Annotated in this window: 23 protein-coding genes and 2 tRNA genes; 12 read left to right on the forward strand and 13 right to left on the reverse strand. The window is 58.9% G+C overall.

Annotated features, from left to right (window positions below; genetic code table 11):
• Positions 1 to 99: 99 nt before the first annotated feature.
• From wecB to SynA1825c_RS04725, 4 genes are read left to right on the forward strand one after another with little or no spacing between them, the layout of a single operon-like run.
• On the forward strand, positions 100 to 1,212 hold the full coding sequence (gene wecB / locus SynA1825c_RS04710; RefSeq protein ID WP_186470499.1) for a non-hydrolyzing UDP-N-acetylglucosamine 2-epimerase: 1,113 nt from the start codon (positions 100 to 102) through the stop codon (positions 1,210 to 1,212).
• Complete coding sequence (locus SynA1825c_RS04715) at positions 1,193 to 1,738, forward strand: DUF1643 domain-containing protein (protein ID WP_186470500.1); 546 nt, start codon at positions 1,193 to 1,195, stop codon at positions 1,736 to 1,738. The genes wecB and SynA1825c_RS04715 overlap by 20 nt, the downstream gene beginning before the upstream one ends.
• Positions 1,738 to 1,983 (forward strand): hypothetical protein, encoded by a 246-nt coding sequence (locus tag SynA1825c_RS04720; RefSeq protein ID WP_186470501.1) that lies wholly within the window; start codon positions 1,738 to 1,740, stop codon positions 1,981 to 1,983. The genes SynA1825c_RS04715 and SynA1825c_RS04720 overlap by 1 nt, the downstream gene beginning before the upstream one ends.
• Positions 1,973 to 3,232: a sodium:proton antiporter gene (locus SynA1825c_RS04725; RefSeq protein WP_186470502.1), complete on the forward strand. Its 1,260-nt coding sequence runs from the start codon at positions 1,973 to 1,975 to the stop codon at positions 3,230 to 3,232. The genes SynA1825c_RS04720 and SynA1825c_RS04725 overlap by 11 nt, the downstream gene beginning before the upstream one ends.
• On the opposite strand, the gene gltX is transcribed toward SynA1825c_RS04725, so the two are convergent.
• The 7 genes from gltX to SynA1825c_RS04760 all read right to left on the reverse strand — a co-directional run bounded on the left by gltX (position 3,176) and on the right by SynA1825c_RS04760 (position 6,434).
• Positions 3,176 to 4,609 (reverse strand): glutamate--tRNA ligase, encoded by a 1,434-nt coding sequence (gene gltX, locus SynA1825c_RS04730; protein ID WP_186470503.1) that lies wholly within the window; start codon positions 4,607 to 4,609, stop codon positions 3,176 to 3,178. The genes SynA1825c_RS04725 and gltX overlap by 57 nt on opposite strands.
• Positions 4,610 to 4,631: 22 nt before the next feature.
• Positions 4,632 to 4,705: transfer RNA gene (locus tag SynA1825c_RS04735), tRNA-Asp, on the reverse strand.
• 149 nt (positions 4,706 to 4,854) lie between these two features.
• Positions 4,855 to 5,193, reverse strand: coding sequence for a hypothetical protein (locus SynA1825c_RS04740; protein ID WP_186470504.1), 339 nt, complete (start codon positions 5,191 to 5,193; stop codon positions 4,855 to 4,857).
• Between the two features lie 62 nt (positions 5,194 to 5,255).
• The gene (locus tag SynA1825c_RS04745; RefSeq protein WP_006043540.1) at positions 5,256 to 5,444 is read right to left on the reverse strand and encodes a hyperconserved protein Hcp; all 189 of its coding nucleotides are present in this window, start codon (positions 5,442 to 5,444) and stop codon (positions 5,256 to 5,258) included.
• 36 nt (positions 5,445 to 5,480) lie between these two features.
• A tRNA-Trp gene (locus SynA1825c_RS04750) sits at positions 5,481 to 5,553 on the reverse strand.
• 62 nt (positions 5,554 to 5,615) lie between these two features.
• Positions 5,616 to 6,077, reverse strand: coding sequence for a 50S ribosomal protein L19 (gene rplS / locus SynA1825c_RS04755; protein WP_186470505.1), 462 nt, complete (start codon positions 6,075 to 6,077; stop codon positions 5,616 to 5,618).
• Positions 6,078 to 6,110: 33 nt separating this feature from the next.
• Positions 6,111 to 6,434, reverse strand: a complete 324-nt coding sequence (locus SynA1825c_RS04760; RefSeq protein WP_186470506.1) for a PepSY domain-containing protein — start codon at positions 6,432 to 6,434, stop codon at positions 6,111 to 6,113.
• Positions 6,435 to 6,494: 60 nt separating this feature from the next.
• Here SynA1825c_RS04760 and map point away from each other — a divergent pair, with 60 nt between their 5' ends.
• Positions 6,495 to 7,334, forward strand: coding sequence for a type I methionyl aminopeptidase (gene map, locus SynA1825c_RS04765; RefSeq protein ID WP_186471026.1), 840 nt, complete (start codon positions 6,495 to 6,497; stop codon positions 7,332 to 7,334).
• Here the strand turns inward: map and SynA1825c_RS04770 are convergent.
• Complete coding sequence (locus tag SynA1825c_RS04770; protein WP_186470507.1) at positions 7,315 to 8,109, reverse strand: SDR family oxidoreductase; 795 nt, start codon at positions 8,107 to 8,109, stop codon at positions 7,315 to 7,317. The genes map and SynA1825c_RS04770 overlap by 20 nt on opposite strands.
• 20 nt (positions 8,110 to 8,129) lie before the next feature.
• Here SynA1825c_RS04770 and ebsA point away from each other — a divergent pair, with 20 nt between their 5' ends.
• From ebsA to SynA1825c_RS04785, 3 genes are read left to right on the forward strand one after another with little or no spacing between them, the layout of a single operon-like run.
• Positions 8,130 to 8,507, forward strand: a complete 378-nt coding sequence (gene ebsA / locus SynA1825c_RS04775) for a type IV pilus biogenesis protein EbsA (protein ID WP_186470508.1) — start codon at positions 8,130 to 8,132, stop codon at positions 8,505 to 8,507.
• 29 nt (positions 8,508 to 8,536) lie between these two features.
• Positions 8,537 to 9,646 carry a phosphotransacetylase family protein gene (locus SynA1825c_RS04780; RefSeq protein ID WP_186470509.1) on the forward strand — a complete coding sequence of 370 codons (1,110 nt, stop codon included), beginning with the start codon at positions 8,537 to 8,539 and terminating at the stop codon, positions 9,644 to 9,646.
• Positions 9,647 to 9,700: 54 nt separating this feature from the next.
• Positions 9,701 to 10,213, forward strand: a complete 513-nt coding sequence (locus SynA1825c_RS04785) for a DNA recombination-mediator protein A (protein ID WP_186470510.1) — start codon at positions 9,701 to 9,703, stop codon at positions 10,211 to 10,213.
• Between the two features lie 16 nt (positions 10,214 to 10,229).
• On the opposite strand, the gene SynA1825c_RS04790 is transcribed toward SynA1825c_RS04785, so the two are convergent.
• Positions 10,230 to 10,673 carry an NfeD family protein gene (locus tag SynA1825c_RS04790; protein ID WP_186470511.1) on the reverse strand — a complete coding sequence of 148 codons (444 nt, stop codon included), beginning with the start codon at positions 10,671 to 10,673 and terminating at the stop codon, positions 10,230 to 10,232.
• Positions 10,674 to 10,733: 60 nt separating this feature from the next.
• Between SynA1825c_RS04790 and SynA1825c_RS04795 the strand changes: the two genes are divergently transcribed.
• Entirely contained in the window at positions 10,734 to 11,648 is a 915-nt protein-coding gene (locus SynA1825c_RS04795; protein ID WP_186470512.1) for an SPFH domain-containing protein, read from the forward strand.
• On the opposite strand, the gene SynA1825c_RS04800 is transcribed toward SynA1825c_RS04795, so the two are convergent.
• A complete protein-coding gene (locus SynA1825c_RS04800) occupies positions 11,645 to 12,097 on the reverse strand; it encodes an MAPEG family protein (RefSeq protein ID WP_255478451.1) in 453 nt (150 codons plus the stop codon). The two genes, SynA1825c_RS04795 and SynA1825c_RS04800, sit on opposite strands and share 4 nt — an antisense overlap.
• A 141-nt stretch (positions 12,098 to 12,238) precedes the next feature.
• Between SynA1825c_RS04800 and SynA1825c_RS04805 the strand changes: the two genes are divergently transcribed.
• Complete coding sequence (locus SynA1825c_RS04805; protein ID WP_186470514.1) at positions 12,239 to 12,733, forward strand: YajQ family cyclic di-GMP-binding protein; 495 nt, start codon at positions 12,239 to 12,241, stop codon at positions 12,731 to 12,733.
• Positions 12,734 to 12,880: 147 nt separating this feature from the next.
• Here the strand turns inward: SynA1825c_RS04805 and SynA1825c_RS04810 are convergent, their stop codons facing one another.
• Together SynA1825c_RS04810 and hemL are read right to left on the reverse strand one after the other, a co-directional pair.
• A complete protein-coding gene (locus SynA1825c_RS04810) occupies positions 12,881 to 14,179 on the reverse strand; it encodes a carbohydrate porin (RefSeq protein WP_255478452.1) in 1,299 nt (432 codons plus the stop codon).
• A 27-nt stretch (positions 14,180 to 14,206) separates the two neighbouring features.
• On the reverse strand, positions 14,207 to 15,508 hold the full coding sequence (hemL, locus tag SynA1825c_RS04815) for a glutamate-1-semialdehyde 2,1-aminomutase (RefSeq protein WP_186471028.1): 1,302 nt from the start codon (positions 15,506 to 15,508) through the stop codon (positions 14,207 to 14,209).
• 136 nt (positions 15,509 to 15,644) lie between these two features.
• Here hemL and SynA1825c_RS04820 point away from each other — a divergent pair, with 136 nt between their 5' ends.
• Complete coding sequence (locus tag SynA1825c_RS04820; RefSeq protein WP_186470515.1) at positions 15,645 to 17,117, forward strand: FAD-linked oxidase C-terminal domain-containing protein; 1,473 nt, start codon at positions 15,645 to 15,647, stop codon at positions 17,115 to 17,117.
• Here SynA1825c_RS04820 and xth read toward each other — a convergent pair.
• Entirely contained in the window at positions 17,114 to 17,947 is an 834-nt protein-coding gene (xth, locus tag SynA1825c_RS04825) for an exodeoxyribonuclease III (RefSeq protein ID WP_186470516.1), read from the reverse strand. The genes SynA1825c_RS04820 and xth overlap by 4 nt on opposite strands.
• Positions 17,948 to 18,007: 60 nt before the next feature.
• Here xth and SynA1825c_RS04830 point away from each other — a divergent pair, with 60 nt between their 5' ends.
• A complete protein-coding gene (locus tag SynA1825c_RS04830) occupies positions 18,008 to 18,301 on the forward strand; it encodes a hypothetical protein (RefSeq protein ID WP_255478453.1) in 294 nt (97 codons plus the stop codon).
• Positions 18,302 to 18,310: the final 9 nt, after the last annotated feature.

Raw genomic sequence — 18,310 nt, forward strand, 5'->3', positions numbered from 1 at the left:
TGCTGGGTTCAGCTTCGCTGAGATCACTGACCTGGCGAGTGAAGGCTTGGTGGGAGCTTGGTGAAACGCGATTAAGATTTCGCCATCAGTTTTCTATCTATGGCTGCCAAGCCCCGCGTCACAATCGTGCTTGGCACTCGTCCAGAAGCCATCAAACTGGCCCCTGTCATTCAGGAATTCCGTGCCTGCGATGCCCTCGACACCCGCGTGGTGCTGACGGGACAGCACCGTGAAATGGTGTCTCAGGTGATGGATCTGTTCCGTCTGAAACCGGATCAGGATCTCAATCTGATGGCCCCGCGTCAGACACTGACGCATGTCACCTGTGCTGCCCTGCAGGGGCTCCGCGACGATTTCCAGGCGTTCCCACCTGGACTGGTGCTCGTTCAAGGCGATACCACCACCGCTTTCGCTGCTGCCCTAGCGGCCTTCTATGAGCAAATCCCGGTCGGTCATGTGGAAGCTGGCCTGCGGACCGACAACCTGCTGGATCCCTTCCCAGAGGAAGCCAACCGCCGGCTGATTTCACAGGTGTCGCAGCTGCATTTCGCCCCAACACACCGCTCCCACGACAACCTTCAGGCCTCTGCTGTGGTCGGTCGGGTAATAGTCACGGGAAACACTGTGATCGACGCTCTGCTGCGGATGGCAAAGCAAGCCCCATCGCTCGATGATCTGCCCATCGATTGGGCTCATCAGAAGGTGATCCTGGCCACGGTGCATCGACGGGAAAACTGGGGTGAGCGTCTGAAAAGCATTGCGGCAGGCATGCGCCTGGTGATTGAGAGTCATCCGGATACTGTGCTGTTGCTGCCGCTTCACCGCAATCCCACGGTGCGTGAGCCCCTGCAGGCTCTTCTCGGTGACCATCCCAGGGTCGTGCTCACCGAGCCACTCGATTACGACAGGCTGGTGGCGGCCATGAAGGGATGCACGCTCCTGCTTACCGACTCAGGCGGACTGCAGGAAGAAGCCCCGGCCCTTGGGAAGCCCGTTTTGGTGCTGCGCAGAACCACCGAACGTCCCGAGGCTGTGGATGCAGGAACCGCTCGCTTGATTGGCACCGACAGTGCGTCGATTGCCCGTGAAGCCTCGCTTCTGCTCGATGATCCCGAGGCTTATGACCAGATGGCCCGAGCGGTGAATCCATTCGGCGACGGCCTGGCCAGTGGTCGGATTCTTGAGGCTGCCCGTGGTCTGCTGGAGGTCTGAAGCCTCCTTCAGCACCTGCGGCCAGTACCGATGGGAGCTTCAGCGTGTCGTTTCAACACCCGCACAGGATGAGCGTCGGCGCGTTCTTCTGTTTGTGGGGTTGAATCCTTCCCGCGCTGATGCAGATCGTGACGACCCAACCCTTCGGCGGCTGAAGGGATTTGCCCAGGCCTGGGGGCATCATCAGCTTGTGGTGCTCAATCTGTTCGCTCGGATTTCACCGGCTCCTGTGGCCCTACGACGTTGCGCCGATCCGGTCGGCGAGAACACCGACCGGGTCTTGATCCGCTGGTTCCAAGGTTGGGCATCTCACCCTGGTTGGGATCTCTGGCTCGGTTGGGGTGCCGCCGGTGGTTTGCACCAAAGGGATCAGCAAGTGGTGCAGATGCTGAAACAGTCCCTGAGGCACCGACGAGCAGGGACGGCCCCGCTGGCCATGGGCACCACCCGAAGCGGGCAACCGCGTCATCCTCTCTATCTTTCGAGTGGGAGCTCACCCACACCCTGGACCTGTACGGTTCGCTGATGACACGTACCCCCCGTCGCTATCGCATTTCGCTCCACTTATCTGGAGGTCAGACGGAGGTGGTTCATTTCCCCACGCTCGAGACGTTTCAGAATTGGTATCAGGGGCTGGTCAACGGTGGCAGCGCACAGGCCTTCGTGAATGTTCCCTTGGGTGATTTCGAAGGTGAATATCTCGTGATCCGTCCGGATGCGGTGATCGGTGTGCGTGTGGAACCGCAATACGCCTCGATCGATGACGCCTGACAGGCTCGGACTGCTCTGGGGAATCACGGTCTTCGCCGGTGCCTGTGCACGTTTGCTTGCTGCCTTGTCGGGTCTTCAGGCTGTGGTGCTCCTGCTGCTGTCCGGCCTGTTGATCGGGCGCTCCGGTCTGGGACTGGTTGAACCTCTGGACCTCGGCCTTGGGCTGGAAACAACCGTCGGGCTGCTGGTCAGCCTGGTGTTGTTCGACGGTGGTCTGAACCTGCGTCTCCCTGGGGACACGATCAAAGCCACTGTGCTTCGCATCTCCTTGGCGCGCCTGGTGTTGTCATTTGGGGCTGCCATGTTGGCGGCCCATTGGTTGGCAGGCCTGGGATGGTCCCTCGCGGGGGTCTACAGCGCGATCGTGCTGTCCACTGGCCCCACGGTGGTGACTCCAATCGTGCAGCAAATCCGACTGGCTTCGCCCCTGGGCGATGTGCTCGAGGCGGAAGGTCTGGTGTTGGAACCCATTGGTGCTGTCCTGGCATTGTTGCTGTTGGAGCAGTTGTTGGGTGACCTCTACGGCTGGAGAGGCCTGGCCATGGGTTTGCTTTCAAGACTCGGTGGTGGGGTGCTCATCGGTTTGGCGGTGGGCTGGCTCCTGTCCGAGGTGTTGCGGCGCCTTCCATCGGAGCATTCGGTGGGGCTGCGTCTGCAGATCACGCTGGGCGTCCTGTTCCTGATGTTCTCGATCTGCGAGTGGCTTCTGCCCGAATCCGGTCTGCCTGCATCCGTGGCTGCTGGTGTGGTGGTGGGTCGTCGTCCTTCGACGCAGGCTGCTCAGCTGGATGCCTTGATCCGTGAACTGGCCAGCCTCGCCATCACCATGCTGTTCCCGCTCTTGGCGGCCGACGTGTCCTGGGCCGAGCTCAGTCCACTGGGATGGGGCGGTGTCAGCTGCGTGCTTGTGCTGATGGTGCTGGTCCGTCCAATTGCCGTTGGTGTGTCCACTATGGGATTGCCGCTCGACTGGCGTCAGCGCCTGTTCATGGGCTGGCTGGCTCCGCGGGGGATTGTGACGGCTGCTGTTGCATCACTGTTCGCCATTCGGCTGGAACAGGCGGGTGTACTCGGGGCCGGCCGCCTCCAGGGTCTGGTGTTCCTAACGATTCTGATGACGGTTGGCTTGCAGGGCCTGAGCGCCCAACCCCTCGCCAGAGCGCTTGGGTTGACTCAGAAGGATCCTGAACCCTCAGTCCAGACAGCGCCTAAGGCGGGGCAAGTCTTGCTCGATTCGGGCCAGCAGTGACCAGGTCGTGATCAGATCCGGTCCTTGCAAACGGCCCAACAATGCGGCGCGCAGGGATTTCATCATTACGCCCTTCTTGACGCCCGTCGCTTTGGCCGCATCGCTGAGCATCGCTTGGGCTTTGCTGGTGTCGAGCCCATCCCAGGGATCGGATTCCAAGGTTGTCACCAGATGGGCGATGGCTGTTTTGGCCCCCTCCACAGCAAGTTGCTTCACACCATCCTCTTCGAGTTCTGGGCAGATAAAGAAGGGTGATGCCTGTTCGACGCCGTCTTTGATCAGTGTGAGCGATGGACCCAGCAGTTCACACAGCGCCAGCGCCCAACTTTGATCCTCAGGAAGCGACCAGCCCTCTGACGTCCACAGCGGCGTCACGTCCTGGAGCAATTGCTCTGGCGGCAGAGCGTGCAGCACCTGCCCATTGAGCCAGTTGAGCTTGTCCCAGTCGAAACGGGCCCCCGCTTTGTTCACACGATCGAAGCTGAACACCTCCGCTGCCTGCTGCAGGGTGAAGCGTTCCTCCATGCCTTCCGGTACGGACCAGCCCAACAGGGTCATGTAGTTGGCAATGGCTTCTGCTGTGTAGCCCATGCTGCGGAAGTCATTGATGGAGGTCACCCCATCGCGCTTCGAGAGCTTGCGGCCCTCGGCGTTAAGAATCAGCGGTGCGTGAGCGAACGTCGGCTGGGCCAGACCAAGGGCTTGATACAGCAGCAGTTGCTTGGCGGTGTTGGCAATGTGATCTTCTCCGCGGATGACGTGGGTGATGGCCATGGCTGCGTCATCAACCACCACCACCAGGTTGTAGAGCGGATCACCGATCTGATCAGCAGGTGCCCGTCGGGCGACCACCATGTCGCCCCCGAGGTCGGCGCCGCGCCAACGCATTGGTCCGCGAACCAAGTCCTTCCACAGAATCTCAGCGTTGTCATCGATCTTGAAGCGGATCACGGCCTCTCGCCCTTCAGCCTGAAACGCGGCCTCTTGTTGCGGTGTGAGTTCGCGATGGCGATTGTCGTATCGCGGCGCCTGATTGGAGGCTTTCTGGGTCTCCCGCATCCGCTCCAGCTCCTCTTCGCTGGCGTAACAGCGATAGGCGAGGCCTTTGTCGAGCAAGGTTTGAATCGCTGCTTGGTGCTGATTCACCCGCTCGCTCTGAATCACGGGATCTTCATCCCAGTCGATCCCGAGCCACTGGAGACCCTCAAGGATGTTGCGGGTGAATTCAGGTTTGGATCGCTCCTTGTCGGTGTCTTCAATGCGCAGCAGGAACGATCCGCCCTCTTTCCTGGCGTAGAGCCAATTGAACACAGCTGTTCGAGCCGTGCCGATGTGCAAAGTTCCCGTTGGGCTGGGTGCCAGACGAACGCGAACCATGCGGTGTCGGATGAATTGAAAACGGGACCGACGGGGCTCGAACCCGCAACTTCCGCCGTGACAGGGCGGTGCTCTAACCAATTGAACTACGGTCCCAGGTGCTGCGTCGCCAACGGCTCGGTTGGGAGCGGACCTGTGTCGCGATCGCGACGAGTGAAGTATCGACCTCAGCCCTGCCCTTCGTCAACATCAGGGCGTGTGAACGGGTTTGGAGCTCTCAGGTCAAAGCCTGAGATCACTTGTCTTCACAAGGTTGTCAGTTTCAAAATTGCAGGAGCGGTGGCGAGGATCTCAGAAATAAGAAGGACGACCATCTGGCAATGCCCGACCAGCCCCAGTGACTGCGTTCCGGTGAAGCCGCCACCAAACCAAGACACCTTGGCTAGTGCCAGTGTTTGGCTCTTGAATCCAAGTGATGCCAAAGCTTGTGCTGCTGAATGTTGATCAGGGTTTGTCCAGTGGTGAAGGTCTGTTGATTGGTCGTGGTTTGAAGAAGCAGCCGACGATTCCAGCGTTGCTGTCTGCGCTGCGATCGCGTCGGGCCGACAAGATGGCAGTCGACTCAGAGTGACAGTTCCTTTCATAAAAAGAACCCGGCAGTGTTCCTGCCGGGTTCAGCGGACCAATTCGACGACAGCGATTGTCGTTAGGGCCTGAAACCTGCTGGTTCAATCAAGCGCACCTGATTGCCACGGGCAGTGAATTCGCGGCCTTGGTCGCTTTGAACGACCACACGTCCGCCGGATTTGACACGGATCACACGGGCACGAACCCAGCCGAGGGCGGCGGATTCGAGGACCTTGACCACATCACCAGGTTGAAGATCCAACTCCATGCTCGAAATCAGGAAACTGCAGAAGGGGCCATCGGACGCGCCGTGGAGGACTCGAACCCCCGACATCAGGTTTTGGAGACCTGCGTTCTACCAACTGAACTAACGGCGCAAGGCGATGAACCCCTCGACCACCACCGAAGCGATGGCATTGGATTGAACGAGGCCGGAGCCTCAGCGATCGAAGCGCTGCTTCACGCGGGTGGCCTTGCCCACCCGTTCCCGCAGATAGAAAAGCTTCGCCCTCCGTACCTTACCGCGGCGCTCCACCTTGATGGAGGCCACTTGAGGGCTGTGAAGCATAAACACTCTTTCCACACCGATGCCCTGGAAAATTCGACGGACGGTGATGGTTTGGTTCATCCCGCCATGGCGCTTAGCGATGACGACGCCCTCATAGGGCTGAACCCGCTCTTTGTTGCCCTCGCTGATGCGAACGCCGACGCGCACGGTGTCCCCGACATAGATGTCGGGAAGGTCACTCTTGAGTTGAGCGTGCTCAAACTCTTTGATGAGATCAGCAGGACTCAAGCGCTCAGCCTTGGCGGTGGTGGCAGCGGCCTTGGGGGTCTCGCTGTCAGTGGCTACTGCATCAGCAGTGTCCTGCGCAGATGTTTCTTTCGGGTCCGCTGCCATCCCAGCTCCGGGTAATCACGCCAAACAATCACTTTACCCTGCCGGCTCACCCTTCTCTGAACGCTGTTTCCAACTTGTTCGCCAGGACTGCAACACCATGCTTCCGCCGGTGACGATCAACCAGAGAACGCCAACGCCATTGAGAATCACGACGACAGGCTCCAATTGCGGTCCCAGCCATTCCCCTTCGTGGAGACTCATTAACCAATGCGCATCGTCGCGACTAAAGCCGAACCAGTCGCGAAGCACGCGGTAAGCGGTTCCGGTGATCACACTGGTCAGCAACGGCAGCACCACAAAAGGAGCCACCCATCGATGCAAGCGTCGCAATTGTGCGATTAAACGCGCCACTGTCATCTGCCCGTCACGATTGATAGCGTGACAGCAGGACGTCGGGACTACCCGAAGACATCACCGATGAACTTGTTTGCTGATCTGCTTGCCTCAACAAAGAATGGCGGCGTGACCGCTACCGGTCCTCGCATTCAGCAGCGTCGGGGCGTGGAGATCAAGTCAGCGCGTGAATTGAAAATCATGGCCAAGGCCAGTCGCATCGTGGCCACGGTTCTGAAGGAGACCATCGCCATGGTCGAACCGGGCCAAACCACAGGTGATCTGGATGCCTATGCCGAGCGACGCATTCGTGAAATGGGAGCCACACCAAGCTTCAAGGGTTACCACGGATTCCCCGCCAGCATTTGCGCCAGTATCAACGACGAGGTGGTCCACGGCATCCCCAGCAACAAACGGGTGATCCGCGCCGGTGATCTGCTCAAGGTCGATACGGGTGCCTTCTACGACGGCTACCACGGCGACAGCTGTGTCACCATCTGCGTTGGTGAGGTGAAAGAAGAGGCGGCAGTTCTCAGCCGTGTTGCCCAGGAATCATTGATGGCAGGCTTGGCTCAGATCCGACCTGGCAACACCTTGCTTGACATCGCCGGTGCCGTGGAAGACCGGGTGCTGGAAGGTGGCTTCAGTGTTGTTGAGGATTACACCGGTCATGGAGTCGGCCGTAATCTCCATGAGGAACCCTCGGTGTTCAATTTCCGAACCGATGCTCTTCCGAATGTGACCTTGCGGCCTGGGATGACCCTGGCTGTTGAACCCATTTTGAATGCCGGTAGCAAGGCTTGCCGCACCCTCAAGGATCGCTGGACGGTTGTCACCCGCGATGGAGGCCTCTCTGCGCAATGGGAACACACCATTGTTGTGACATCCGATGGTTGCGAGATCCTTACGGATCGGGGTGACTGACTCTGAAGATCCGGTAATAGAGCAGCCGTCCGAATTCCGTTAAGGGCATCACCACCCAGGTGATCGGATTGGGAGTGATGATGATGAGCGGCAGTCCAAACTCCGCTTGCCAAACAATTTGTTTGGCCACGAAATCAGCCGACATCACGCCAATAGGGTTCAGTTTGGAACGAAACGGACCTAAAACCAATTTGCGCAATTTTGGAAGGCCGGCGCGTTCTCTTGCAGGAGCACTCCAACGCAAACTCACCAGCTGGCCGATCAAACGCTTGCTGAGCTCATAGGCGGGACTCAGCGCCGGCTGAATCTCTGCTTCTGAGGTGTTCACCCAAACCTCCGCAGGCTTCGATCCTGTTGCTTCGGTGCTGTGCAATCGCTCAAAACGTTGCAGCAGCCGCCAGTGGCTCATGGCGTTCACCTCGATCGCCAGGCTCAGGCTCTCGGGGCATTGGTCCCCACCGGGATTGATGCCATGGTTCAGCACCAGCAGGTCGAGATCCTGCAGGGTCGAATCCAGCGCGTCTTCCCGACCGCAGCTCCAGCGCACCCAGTCATTGGGGCCTGCGTTCAAATCGCGTTCCGAGGGTTCTGATCGATGACTCAGGGCGATGACATGAGCTCCTCGCTCCCTCAAACAACGGGTCAAGGCACGGCCCAGTTCGCCCCCAGCTCCTGTGATCCCTACGCGGCGCCCGTTCCAGACATCGGCCGCGGAACCGGATCGGGGGCTTGTGGATCTGGACGAGGACTGGGCCATCGCAGCGAGCTTGGGCATGCTTGGAACAGCTCGACGGTATGACGTTGTCCAGCCCGTCTGGAGAAGCCCAACTCGCCCTGTTTGCGCCTTACTGCGGTGGTCGCCGTCGGGAAGAGGAGCTGCGGCGAGCGCTCGAGTGGCTTGCGATCGGGCAGTTCCAGGGTGAGCGCCAACTCAGCAATGCTGGGTCTCACCGCTTCCGCATGGATTGGTCTCCCACGCGATCCCCTCTGGAGATCAGCCGTTGCCAGCTGGTCCTTTTGGATGTGCAGCAACAGCCTTACCGCTTTGCATGTCCTGCCCATCAGTTGGTGCAGTGGCTGATGGATGTGGAAGCTGCGGAGCCCATGGATCTGCCGGATGCATTCTGGCGATGGTTATTGCTGGAGCGGATTCCTGACGAGGGACCCCTTTAAATTGTGGCGATTGACATCAGTACTCCCGGATGGGCTCAACCCTGCTGATCGGATCCTGTGAACCCTTCAGCGGAAAATCCGCGCTTGTACTGGGGATCGCGCGGCATCTTCGTTCAGCTGGTGCAAGGGTTCTGTTTGGCAAACCACTGGCCACGAGCCTTGACTGGGAGCCTGGGGAGGGAACGCCTCCATCGCCTCTGATTGATGACGACGTGCGTTTCGTCGGAGAGATCCTCGGGTTGGCGGAGCAGGATTTGCTGCCCTCTTTGCATCTGCTCTCGGCCCATTCAGGCAAGCACCGGCTTGCCGATGGGGTGCTTACGGCAGGTGACGGCCTCGATCATCTGCGTTCCAGCCTGCAGCAGCCAGACAGCGGCATCACACTGCTCGAAGCGGCGGGCAGCCTGCATGAGGGACTGCTGTATGGCCTCAGCCTTGTGCAGCTGGCCAGAGACCTGGATGCTCCTGTGGTTCTTGTGCATTTGTGGGAGGACAGTCGCAGTGTGGATGCCTTGCTGGCTGCACAGCAGCAGCTCGGCGAGCGTCTGCGCGGTGTCGTGCTGAATGCGGTGACGCCGGAGGACGTCGAGACCCTCGAACGCGACGTGGTTCCGGCATTGCAAGCGCTTGGTATCGAGGTGTTTGGTGTGATGCCACGGTCCCCTCTGCTGCGCAGCGTCACGGTTGGTGAGCTCGTGCGACGTCTGGATGCCCGAGTTTTGTGCTGTCGGGAAAAGCTCGATCTTCTGGTCGAGACCCTGAGCATCGGTGCGATGAATGTGAATTCCGCTATGGAATTCTTCCGGCGTCGCCGAAACATGGCGGTGGTTACCGGTGCGGATCGCACCGACATCCAGCTGGCGGCTCTGGAAGCTTCAACGCAATGTCTGATCCTGACCGGTGCGGGTGATCCGCTTCCCCAGCTCATCAGTCGTGCCGACGAACTGGAGGTGCCTCTACTCAAGGTTGAACAGGACACCCTGGGGACCGTTGAAGTGATTGAGCAGGCGTTCGGTCATGTGCGCCTGCATGAGGCGGTGAAGGCGACCTACGCCTTCCGCCTCGTTGAAGAACACTGCCGCTTGAATGATCTGTTCGAGGCCGTCGGCTTTGAAGCCTTGGCGATTCCCTCAAATTGATGGCTCCGACTGGGTTCATCACTGCTAGTTTTTAGAAACAACGGCGGGTAGTCATTGAGCCAGTCACTTGATCTCCCTGCACTGGACAGGGTGGACACACTTGCTCAGGAACTGGCCCTTCTGCAGGACAAGGGCAAGCGGCGAATCGCCATTCTCGGAAGCCGGCACGTTCCGGTGGTTGCGATTCATTTGATCGAACTGATTGCCCGCTCCCTGGCTCAGGAGGGGCATTCCTTGGTCACCTCGGGGGCGCAAGGTGTTAACGCTGCCGTCATTCGCGGTGTTCTTCCCGTCGATCCCGCCAAGCTCACGGTGCTGTTGCCCCAAAGCCTCAGTCGTCAGGCTGTCGAGATTCGCGATCAACTGGAACAGGTTTTGCATCTCATCGAAAAGCCTGAGCACGATGATCTGCCGTTGCCCATGGCTAGCAGCCTCTGCAATCAAGACATCATTAGTCGTTGCGATCAACTGATCTGTTTTGCCTTTCACGACAGCGAGACTTTGCTGGCCAGTTGTCGCAACGCTGAGGACATGGGCAAGGTGGTCAGTTTGTTGTTCTTTGACTGAGCCTCCAGGAGGGGTCTCAAAGCGGTGGAAGTGTGGGCAGCACCTGCAACCTGGTGCCGTCCCGCCCCATGACCAGCACCTGATCCCCTGGCTTCAAGAGGGTTTCGATATCCAAGGAGTGTGCTGCCCAGCTTTGCCCGTGCCAGCGGACACGGCCTTCGCCGCCTGGCGCGATGGCATCCAAGACTTCAGCGGTGTCCTCCCGAAGTTGGCGCCTGCCGGTTCGCGGCGTGCGTTTGGCTGACCAGCGCGTCAGCCAAAGTGTTCCCAGCACGGTCATCAACACAAACAGGCTGATCTGTAGCCAGATCGGCACGGGTAGCAGAGCTGTCAGCACGGAGACGGTCAGCCCCGCGATGGCCGCGAACATCAACCCGTCAAAACTGGGGGACACCAGTTCGATCCCCAATAAGGATCCCGCCACCAGCAACCAGATCAGGGGAATCCACAGGGATGGCATAACGGGTTGGTTTGCTTGCTCCACTTTGGGGGCTACGTTCCCAACAGACACCCTCTCGTCATGGAAGCCTTTCTGAGTCTGCCGGCCCTGATTTTGATCGCGCTGCTGGGCAGCGGAAGTGTGAAAGTCACGAGTGGGGGGCGATCAAGACTGGTGGAACGTCTCGGCAAATTCGATCGTGAGCTGCAGCCTGGTCTTTCCATCGTGATTCCCGTTGTGGAGAGAGTGGTCAGCCATGAATCACTGAAAGAACGTGTGCTCGATATTCCGCCTCAGCTGTGCATCACCCGTGACAATGTGTCCATCGAAGTTGATGCAGTCGTCTACTGGCAGTTGTTGGAGCATTCTCAGGCGTATTACGCCGTTGATAATCTGCAGGCCGCGATGGTGAATCTGGTGCTCACCCAGATCCGTGCGGAGATGGGAAAACTGGATCTCGATCAGACGTTCACGACTCGCAATGAAGTGAATGAACTGCTGCTTAAAGAACTGGACGAAGCCACGGACCCCTGGGGAGTGAAAGTGACCCGTGTGGAGATGCGCGATATCAATCCATCGCCCGGTGTGAAGCAGGCGATGGAGGCTCAGATGACTGCGGAACGCGAAAAGCGAGCCGCCATTCTTCGATCGGAAGGCGAAAAAGAAGCCCAGTTGAATGAGGCTCGCGGGCGTGCTGAGGCTCTCGTTCTTGATGCGCGTGCCCAGAAAGAGGCGCTGATGTTGGAGGCCGAGGCTCAAGCCAATCAGCAGAGCGTGCTGGCTGAGGCCAAATCAGAGGCAGCTCGGGTAATGGCCAAAGCGCTGGCGGAAAGTCCTGAAGCCGAAGAAGCTGTTCGCCTGATGTTGGCTCAGGATTGGATGGCCATGGGTCAGCAGATGGCGAATTCCCCCGCTGGCAGTGTGTTGATGGTGGATCCCCAATCACCGGCTTCGCTGATTGCGGCGCTCAAGCAGTTCCAGCAGTCGAAGTCCTAAGCGACGAGCAGGGCTTTGAGTCCTTCGCTGTAGAGGATGCCGGTGCACAGCAATGCTCCGGCCCAGCACATGCCGCGCAACGGTGGAAGATTGGCGATGTAGGCGGGCAGGTAGAGGAAGCGCAGCAGGGGTTGCAGCAGTGCAGCTGGAACCGCCAAGCCAGGCAGTTCCCCCACCTGAAGTACGGCAATTAAGGCCAGCAACGCTGCCGGTGCATGGAGAGTGAAGGCTTCAAAACTGTTTTGATGCGCCCAGCTGGCCCGTTGCCCCCAGGCAGGCAGGCGCTCGAACATGGCCCTTGGTGCCTTCATATCGGCCATGGTGAAGTCAGCCTGGGAGCGGGCAGCACCCAGTGGAATGATGCTCGCGATGACGGCTGCTCCTGATAGCACGAGCGACCAGGCGTAGGGAGCAGCAGGGGTCTGGGTCAGCCAATCCGTGATGTTCACGACCGATCGCAAGAGACCCCAAACAATAGAGATCGACTGTTCATGAATGCGAAAGCTCATTTGAGCCTCCGTCCAGCGCATTGCATGGCAAGAGAGCGATCGGATGGCGATTGCTAGCCTTCAAACATCTGGTCGTTTTCGATGGCTTCATACTCTTTTGATGTGGTGTCTGACTTTGATCGCCAAGAACTGGTCAACACCCTTGATCAAGTGCGGCGAGATGTTTCTCAGCGTTATGACCTCAAGGATTCGGGCACTGAGATTAAGCTTGAAGAGACTGCTGTGGTCATCAACACAGCGAGCGATATGACCCTTCAGGCTGTTGAGGACATCCTTCGGACGAAAGCAACCAAAAGAAATTTGTCCCTCAAGATCTTTGATTTCCAGCCAGCAGAAACAGTCGGCGGCAACCGTGTTCAACAGACCGTCAAGCTGAAAAAAGGACTGAGCCAAGAGCTTGCCAAGAAAATGAGCAAGATGGTGCGTGATGAAATGAAGAAAGTAACAGTCGCTATTCAAGGGGAGAGTTTGCGAATTACAGGAAAAAGTAAGGATGATTTGCAACAGGTAATTCAGCTGCTGCGCTCAAAGGATGACGAGCTGGATGTTCCCCTTCAGTTTGAAAACTACCGATAGAGCTTCGATCGATTCGAGAATTAGTAATGACTCTATTGCCCTAATTTTTGTTTATTCTGTTGCTTGCCTGGAGAAAGAGGCTTGCAGGTATTGACACATTTGTGGCGCGTGGAATAAGCAATCGAGTATTAGCTGTTCTGCTAACGATCAAAGGTTCAGGTTGAGTTGAACGCCTCCGGCCCAGATCCCTGGTGTTTCGCCTGCACCGCCCGGGTTGATGATCCATTGCATGACTGGCTGGATTTGCAGCATTTCGGAAACGTAGATCGAATAATTGAGTTCAATCGTGGCTTCGTAGCTCTTGCCGGATAAAAGTGTTGAGCTGAAACTCGTGCGTTCGAGACCGAGGGCAAGCACGTCGAGTGGGCGGCTCGGAACAACACCCTGCGTCAGCCAGCCGCCGCCAACGAAGGTCGGATAAGGGTTGTTCTCAGGGTCAAGGCTGACAGTGCCTGCGACCCATAGGCGACTGTCGAGGCCGATGGGTAGGTCCAGTGGCCAGGTGATGGATCCGTAAATGCCACGGTTCAGTCCCTCACCCAGCTCATCTGCGTCATCGCTCAAGAGACGCGTGGATGTCAGATAGCCGCCCAATTGAAGCTCGGGCAAGGGCAATTGCCGGATCACGTTCGCCTGGGTGTCAGGACGAGGGATGGGTTTCGATAGATCGGTTCGCGATGGAAGCGGATTTCGGGTCCATTGAAGAGCTTGCATACCTCCCTGCACCTCGGGGATGCCCGGATTGACCCCCAGGCTTGAAGCAATGGTCGTCTGTGGATCGAGATAGAAGTACCCGTAGCCCAGACTTCCGAGCGTCTCGGAATGCGCCTTCACCTTGAGACCGGGTGCCACAAAAGGATTGATTGGCATGCCGATCACCAGCAAATTCATGGTGTTGTTGAACACCGAGCTGAAGTAGTTATTCATCACTGGTGAGGACACAAAGCCAGGCTCACCAGCCATGTCGGGTGCCAGCGACATCAGACCGAGTTGCGCTTCCCACCATCCACGGCCGCGGTTTCTAACAACGCTGGCCTCGGTGAGCCAGGTGCCAACGGGGTTCACCAGAGTCTGGAGGGTGAAGGCGGATCCCAGATCGGTGTTCAGATTGGGATTGCCGGCGTTGCTGGAGAGCTCCACGTTCAGCTGCCAGTGATCGAGCTCACTCCAGCTGTCTTGGTCTTTTTCGAATCCGCTACTGAGGGACAACCCGAGGTTGATGGATTGGAACCAACTGCTGGCACCAGGTCGATCACCCCCGACGACACCCACCATGGGCTGGGCGGTGACCGTGACGCTGAGGTCAGCCCATTCGGGCAGCCCCAATAAGGATTCGAGGGGACTTGTTCGAGCCGATGGGGCAAAGACTGCACTGCAGGTCAGTGCGAGGGCTGATGAGGTGAGCTTTAGAAACGTTCCCATCCATCCTGGTTGATGTGGAGGCATGGGAACGCATCAGGAGGGCTCAAAATCTCAGGCGACAGCAGCGAAGCTTTCGCGGAAGGCCTGGATTGTGCTCTCGATGTCTGTATCCGAGTGGGCCAGGGAGGTGAAGCCTGCTTCGAACGCGGATGGTGCGAGGTAGACACCTCGCTCGAGCATGGCACGATGCAACTTGCCAAAACGTGCGGCGTCAGTGGCTTTGGCTTCTTCGAAGTTCCGCACAGGACCTTCGCAAAGGAAGAAACCGAACATGGCGCTCACGCTGCCGGCGTAGATCGGCAGACCGGCGGCGGTGGCGGCCTCTTTGATCCCAGCCACCAACTTCTCGGTGGTGGCCGTCAGCTTCTCGTAGCTACCGGGTTGTTTTAGTAGCTCAAGGGTTTTAATCCCGGCCGTCATGGCCAGAGGGTTTCCACTGAGGGTGCCGGCCTGATACATCGGGCCTGCAGGGGCCACCATCTCCATGATCTCTCGACGGCCGCCGTAAGCGCCAACAGGAAGACCGCCACCGATCACTTTGCCCATGGTGGTGAGGTCTGGGGTCACGCCGAAATGGGCCTGGGCGCCGCCATAGCTGATGCGGAAGCCCGTCATCACTTCGTCGAACACCAGCAGGGCGCCATGTTCCTTGGTGAGCTCACGCAGGCCTTCAAGGAATCCTGGTTCGGGCTGAATGAAACCGGCGTTGCCGACGATCGGCTCGAGAATCACTCCGGCGATGGCCTCGGGATTCTCGGCGAAAAGTTGCTTGACCGCCTCAAGATCGTTGTAAGGAGCGGTGAGAGTGTTGGCGGTGGTGCTGCGGGGCACACCTGGAGAGTCGGGAAGTCCGAGCGTGGCGACACCGGAGCCCGCCTTCACCAGGAACATGTCCGCATGGCCGTGATAGCAGCCTTCGAACTTGATCACTTTGTCGCGACCTGTATACGCGCGCATCAATCGCAGAACAGCCATGCAGGCTTCTGTGCCGCTGTTCACGAAGCGAACCATCTCGACACTGGGGACCGCGTCGATCACCATTTCTGCCAGGGTGTTCTCCAATGAACATGGGGCTCCGAAACTGGTGCCCTTCTCAATGGTTTCTTGCAGCGCGCCGATGACTTCAGGGTGCGCGTGACCGCAGATGGCGGGGCCCCAACTACCGATGTAGTCGATGTATTTGTTGTCGTCCACGTCCCAGGCATAGGGTCCTTTGACGCGGTCGAAGACAATCGGCTGGCCTCCCACGGACTTGAACGCGCGCACGGGAGAGCTCACGCCGCCGGGCATCAAAGCCTGGGCTGCATGGAAGAGCTCCTGGGAGCGAGTGGTGTTCAAGCTTGGTGCTGTCACGGGGGCGGAAGCCAAAGGGCCGATGCAAACCGTGCAACATCCTGACCCAAGAACGACCCAAATCGGCTGATCTGTGTACGAAGACGCGTTTCCGAGTCTTTCGATGGCATGGTTGGTCCAGTGATTCAGACCGGTTTTGGTCCACGACTGGGCAGCTCTTGAGCAGGACCTGAGACGGTTTCTGGCCCCGCGCGACATCGTTTGTCGACGTGAGGAGTTGCTTGTATACGACTGTGACGGTCTCACCATGGATCGGCATAGCCCGCCGCTCGCAGTGCTGCCGAAAAGCACCGAACAAGTGGCAGCGGTGCTCAAGGCCTGTCATGCCCGCAGCATCCCCTTCGTGGCCCGTGGCAGTGGAACCGGGCTGTCGGGAGGGGCACTGGTGGAACAGGAGGCGCTGCTGGTGATCACCAGTCGCATGCGCCGGATCCTCTCCGTGGATCTGCCCAACCAGACGATCACGGTGGAGCCAGGTGTGATCAACAGCTGGGTGTCGCGTGCCGTTGCGGGGGATGGCTTTTATTACGCCCCTGACCCATCCAGCCAGGTGATTTGCAGCATCGGCGGAAACGTGGCGGAGAACTCCGGCGGCGTGCACTGCCTCAAATACGGCGTCACCAGCAACCACGTCCTCTCGATGCAGGTGGTTCTCCCCGATGGCGAGGTGACGCGCTTAGGGAGCGATCTCTCCGACAGCGCCGCCCTTGATCTGCGCGGCTCTTTCATCGGTAGCGAAGGCACGTTGGGCATCGCCACGGCGATCACGTTGCGGCTCTTGCGCGCTCCCCAAACTGTGGCGGTGCTGCTCGCCGACTTTCCTTCGATGGCGGCGGCGGGCGATGCCGTGCGCAGGATCACCCAGGCAGGGGTGTTGCCCGCTGGTCTGGAGATCATGGATCACACCTGCATTGCAGCTGTGAATGCGGCGTTCGAGCGGGAGGAATATCCAGCGGATGCCGGGGCCGTGTTGCTGATCGAACTTGATGGTCAGACCCAGGAAGTGAAGGAAGCCGTTGCCCTCACCAGTGCCCTGTGCCGTGAGGCCGGCGCGGGTGGTTTGCGAGAGGCCTGGGATGAAGCCGAGCGCGCCCGCCTCTGGAAAGGTCGTAAAAGTGCCATCTCGGCCCTCGGCCGCCAATGCCCGAGTTACTACCTCCAGGATGGTGTAGTGCCCAGGACTGCGCTTCCCTCGGTGCTCGCCGCGATCGACAGGCTTAGTGAAGAGCGCGGGCTGGTCGTCGCCAATGTGTTTCACGCCGGCGACGGCAACCTTCACCCGTTGATCCTCTACCGCGCCTCAGAACCTGGGGTGAATGAGCGGGTCAAAGCACTCGGGGCCGCCATCATGGAGTTGTGTCTGGATGCGGGCGGCAGCATCTCTGGGGAGCACGGGGTTGGCAGCGATAAGCGTTGTTTCCTGGATCGGATGTTCTCCACAGATGATCTGGCCACCATGCGTTTACTGCGCTCAGCCTTCGACCCTGAAGGGCGCGCCAATCCTGGAAAGATCTTCCCGACACCCCGCACCTGTGGTGAATCCCAGCGGCGTTACGTGGAATTGAAAAACCAGGCCGCACCGCTTCCTGATGAAGCAGTGGTCTACTAAACGTTGAAGGTGTCTTCGTCGGCTTCTTCGTCGTCTTCCCAGGCAAGATCAACCACGACGGGCGCGTGGTCACTGGGCTGCTCCAGGCCGCGTTCCTGTTTATCGATGCTGCAGCTGCGCGCTAGCTCCTGCAGGTCACTGCTGAGATAGATGTGATCGATGCGCCAGCCGGCATCACGGTTCCAGGCCCCACTGCGGTAGTCCCACCAACTCCAGTGCCCGCTGCTGGATTCGAACAGGCGGAAAGCATCCTTGAGGTCTGCTCCCAGGGCCTGCGTTAGGGCGAGGCGTTCGGCTTCGGTGGCCATGATCCCGCCGGTGAGACGGGCGGGGTCGTGTAGATCTCTGTCTTCCGGGCCAATGTTGAAATCACCAACAACACAAAGGGGTTCGTCCCGCGACTCCAACTGACGCAGGTAGCGCTCAAGGCAGCCCAGCCACGCCAGCTTGTAGCTGTATTTCTCTGAAGTGAGGCTTGAACCATTGGGGACGTAGAGATCGACCACTCGGATTCCATCCACCAGAGCACTGATCACCCGCTTCTGTTCGCTCAGGTCGGCGGCGACGTCATCGTTCTGCAACTCTCCGCTGAAGCCCACTCGCACGTCCTCCAAGGGATGGCGGCTGATCAAAGCAACGCCGTTGTATGACTTCTGGCCGTCGATGCTTACCTCGTAACCCCTCGACTGGAACGGCTCGAGAGGGAACAGAGGGTTGTCGACCTTGGTCTCTTGAAGGGCCAGCAGGTCCACATCACTCCGGTCCAGCCAAGCCAGCACATGGTCCAGCCGAGTCCGCACCGAATTGACATTCCAGCTGGCGATCCGCACAGATCCTTTCGAGCAAGACGTGTGACCCTTAGCATCTGACCGGCCCGCTGACTCGTCACCATGCCTTTTCAACGCATGTTCGCAGCTGTTGTGATGGCTGTCAGCGCAACATCTATCTGGCTGACCCCTGCAGCCATCGCCCAGTCATCGTTTGGGGGTCAGAGCCCTTTCGAAACCAACGAGGATCGCGACATTTTCAATAATCTCCCTGATGCGAAACGGCAGGGATCGGTGCTGGATGCCACCAACCCCATGGAACTGATGCAGCGTTTGCGCGAGGCCACGTCGATGAATGACGCCACGGACCCAGTGGATGCCATCGACGCCGCCCTGCAGGAGTTCAATCAGCCCTGATGCCGGTGC

The sequence above is a fragment of the Synechococcus sp. A18-25c genome (assembly GCF_014280035.1).
Lineage (GTDB): Bacteria > Cyanobacteriota > Cyanobacteriia > PCC-6307 > Cyanobiaceae > Synechococcus_C.

Excerpts from the sequence above, each read along its gene's own strand:
- SynA1825c_RS04720 (WP_186470501.1), top strand. The coding sequence starts at position 1,738 with ATGACACGTACCCCCCGTCGCTATCGCATTTCGCTCCACTTATCTGGA.
- ebsA (WP_186470508.1), top strand. The coding sequence starts at position 8,130 with ATGACGTTGTCCAGCCCGTCTGGAGAAGCCCAACTCGCCCTGTTTGCG.
- SynA1825c_RS04740 (WP_186470504.1), bottom strand. The coding sequence starts at position 5,193 with ATGAAAGGAACTGTCACTCTGAGTCGACTGCCATCTTGTCGGCCCGAC.
- map (WP_186471026.1), top strand. The coding sequence starts at position 6,495 with ATGAACTTGTTTGCTGATCTGCTTGCCTCAACAAAGAATGGCGGCGTG.
- SynA1825c_RS04745 (WP_006043540.1), bottom strand. The coding sequence starts at position 5,444 with ATGGAGTTGGATCTTCAACCTGGTGATGTGGTCAAGGTCCTCGAATCC.
- wecB (WP_186470499.1), top strand. The coding sequence starts at position 100 with ATGGCTGCCAAGCCCCGCGTCACAATCGTGCTTGGCACTCGTCCAGAA.
- SynA1825c_RS04830 (WP_255478453.1), top strand. The coding sequence starts at position 18,008 with ATGCCTTTTCAACGCATGTTCGCAGCTGTTGTGATGGCTGTCAGCGCA.
- SynA1825c_RS04780 (WP_186470509.1), top strand. The coding sequence starts at position 8,537 with ATGGGCTCAACCCTGCTGATCGGATCCTGTGAACCCTTCAGCGGAAAA.
- SynA1825c_RS04760 (WP_186470506.1), bottom strand. The coding sequence starts at position 6,434 with ATGACAGTGGCGCGTTTAATCGCACAATTGCGACGCTTGCATCGATGG.
- SynA1825c_RS04810 (WP_255478452.1), bottom strand. The coding sequence starts at position 14,179 with ATGCCTCCACATCAACCAGGATGGATGGGAACGTTTCTAAAGCTCACC.
- SynA1825c_RS04805 (WP_186470514.1), top strand. The coding sequence starts at position 12,239 with ATGGCTTCATACTCTTTTGATGTGGTGTCTGACTTTGATCGCCAAGAA.
- SynA1825c_RS04725 (WP_186470502.1), top strand. The coding sequence starts at position 1,973 with ATGACGCCTGACAGGCTCGGACTGCTCTGGGGAATCACGGTCTTCGCC.
- SynA1825c_RS04770 (WP_186470507.1), bottom strand. The coding sequence starts at position 8,109 with ATGCCCAAGCTCGCTGCGATGGCCCAGTCCTCGTCCAGATCCACAAGC.
- SynA1825c_RS04790 (WP_186470511.1), bottom strand. The coding sequence starts at position 10,673 with ATGCCATCCCTGTGGATTCCCCTGATCTGGTTGCTGGTGGCGGGATCC.
- gltX (WP_186470503.1), bottom strand. The coding sequence starts at position 4,609 with ATGGTTCGCGTTCGTCTGGCACCCAGCCCAACGGGAACTTTGCACATC.
- rplS (WP_186470505.1), bottom strand. The coding sequence starts at position 6,077 with ATGGCAGCGGACCCGAAAGAAACATCTGCGCAGGACACTGCTGATGCA.
- SynA1825c_RS04795 (WP_186470512.1), top strand. The coding sequence starts at position 10,734 with ATGGAAGCCTTTCTGAGTCTGCCGGCCCTGATTTTGATCGCGCTGCTG.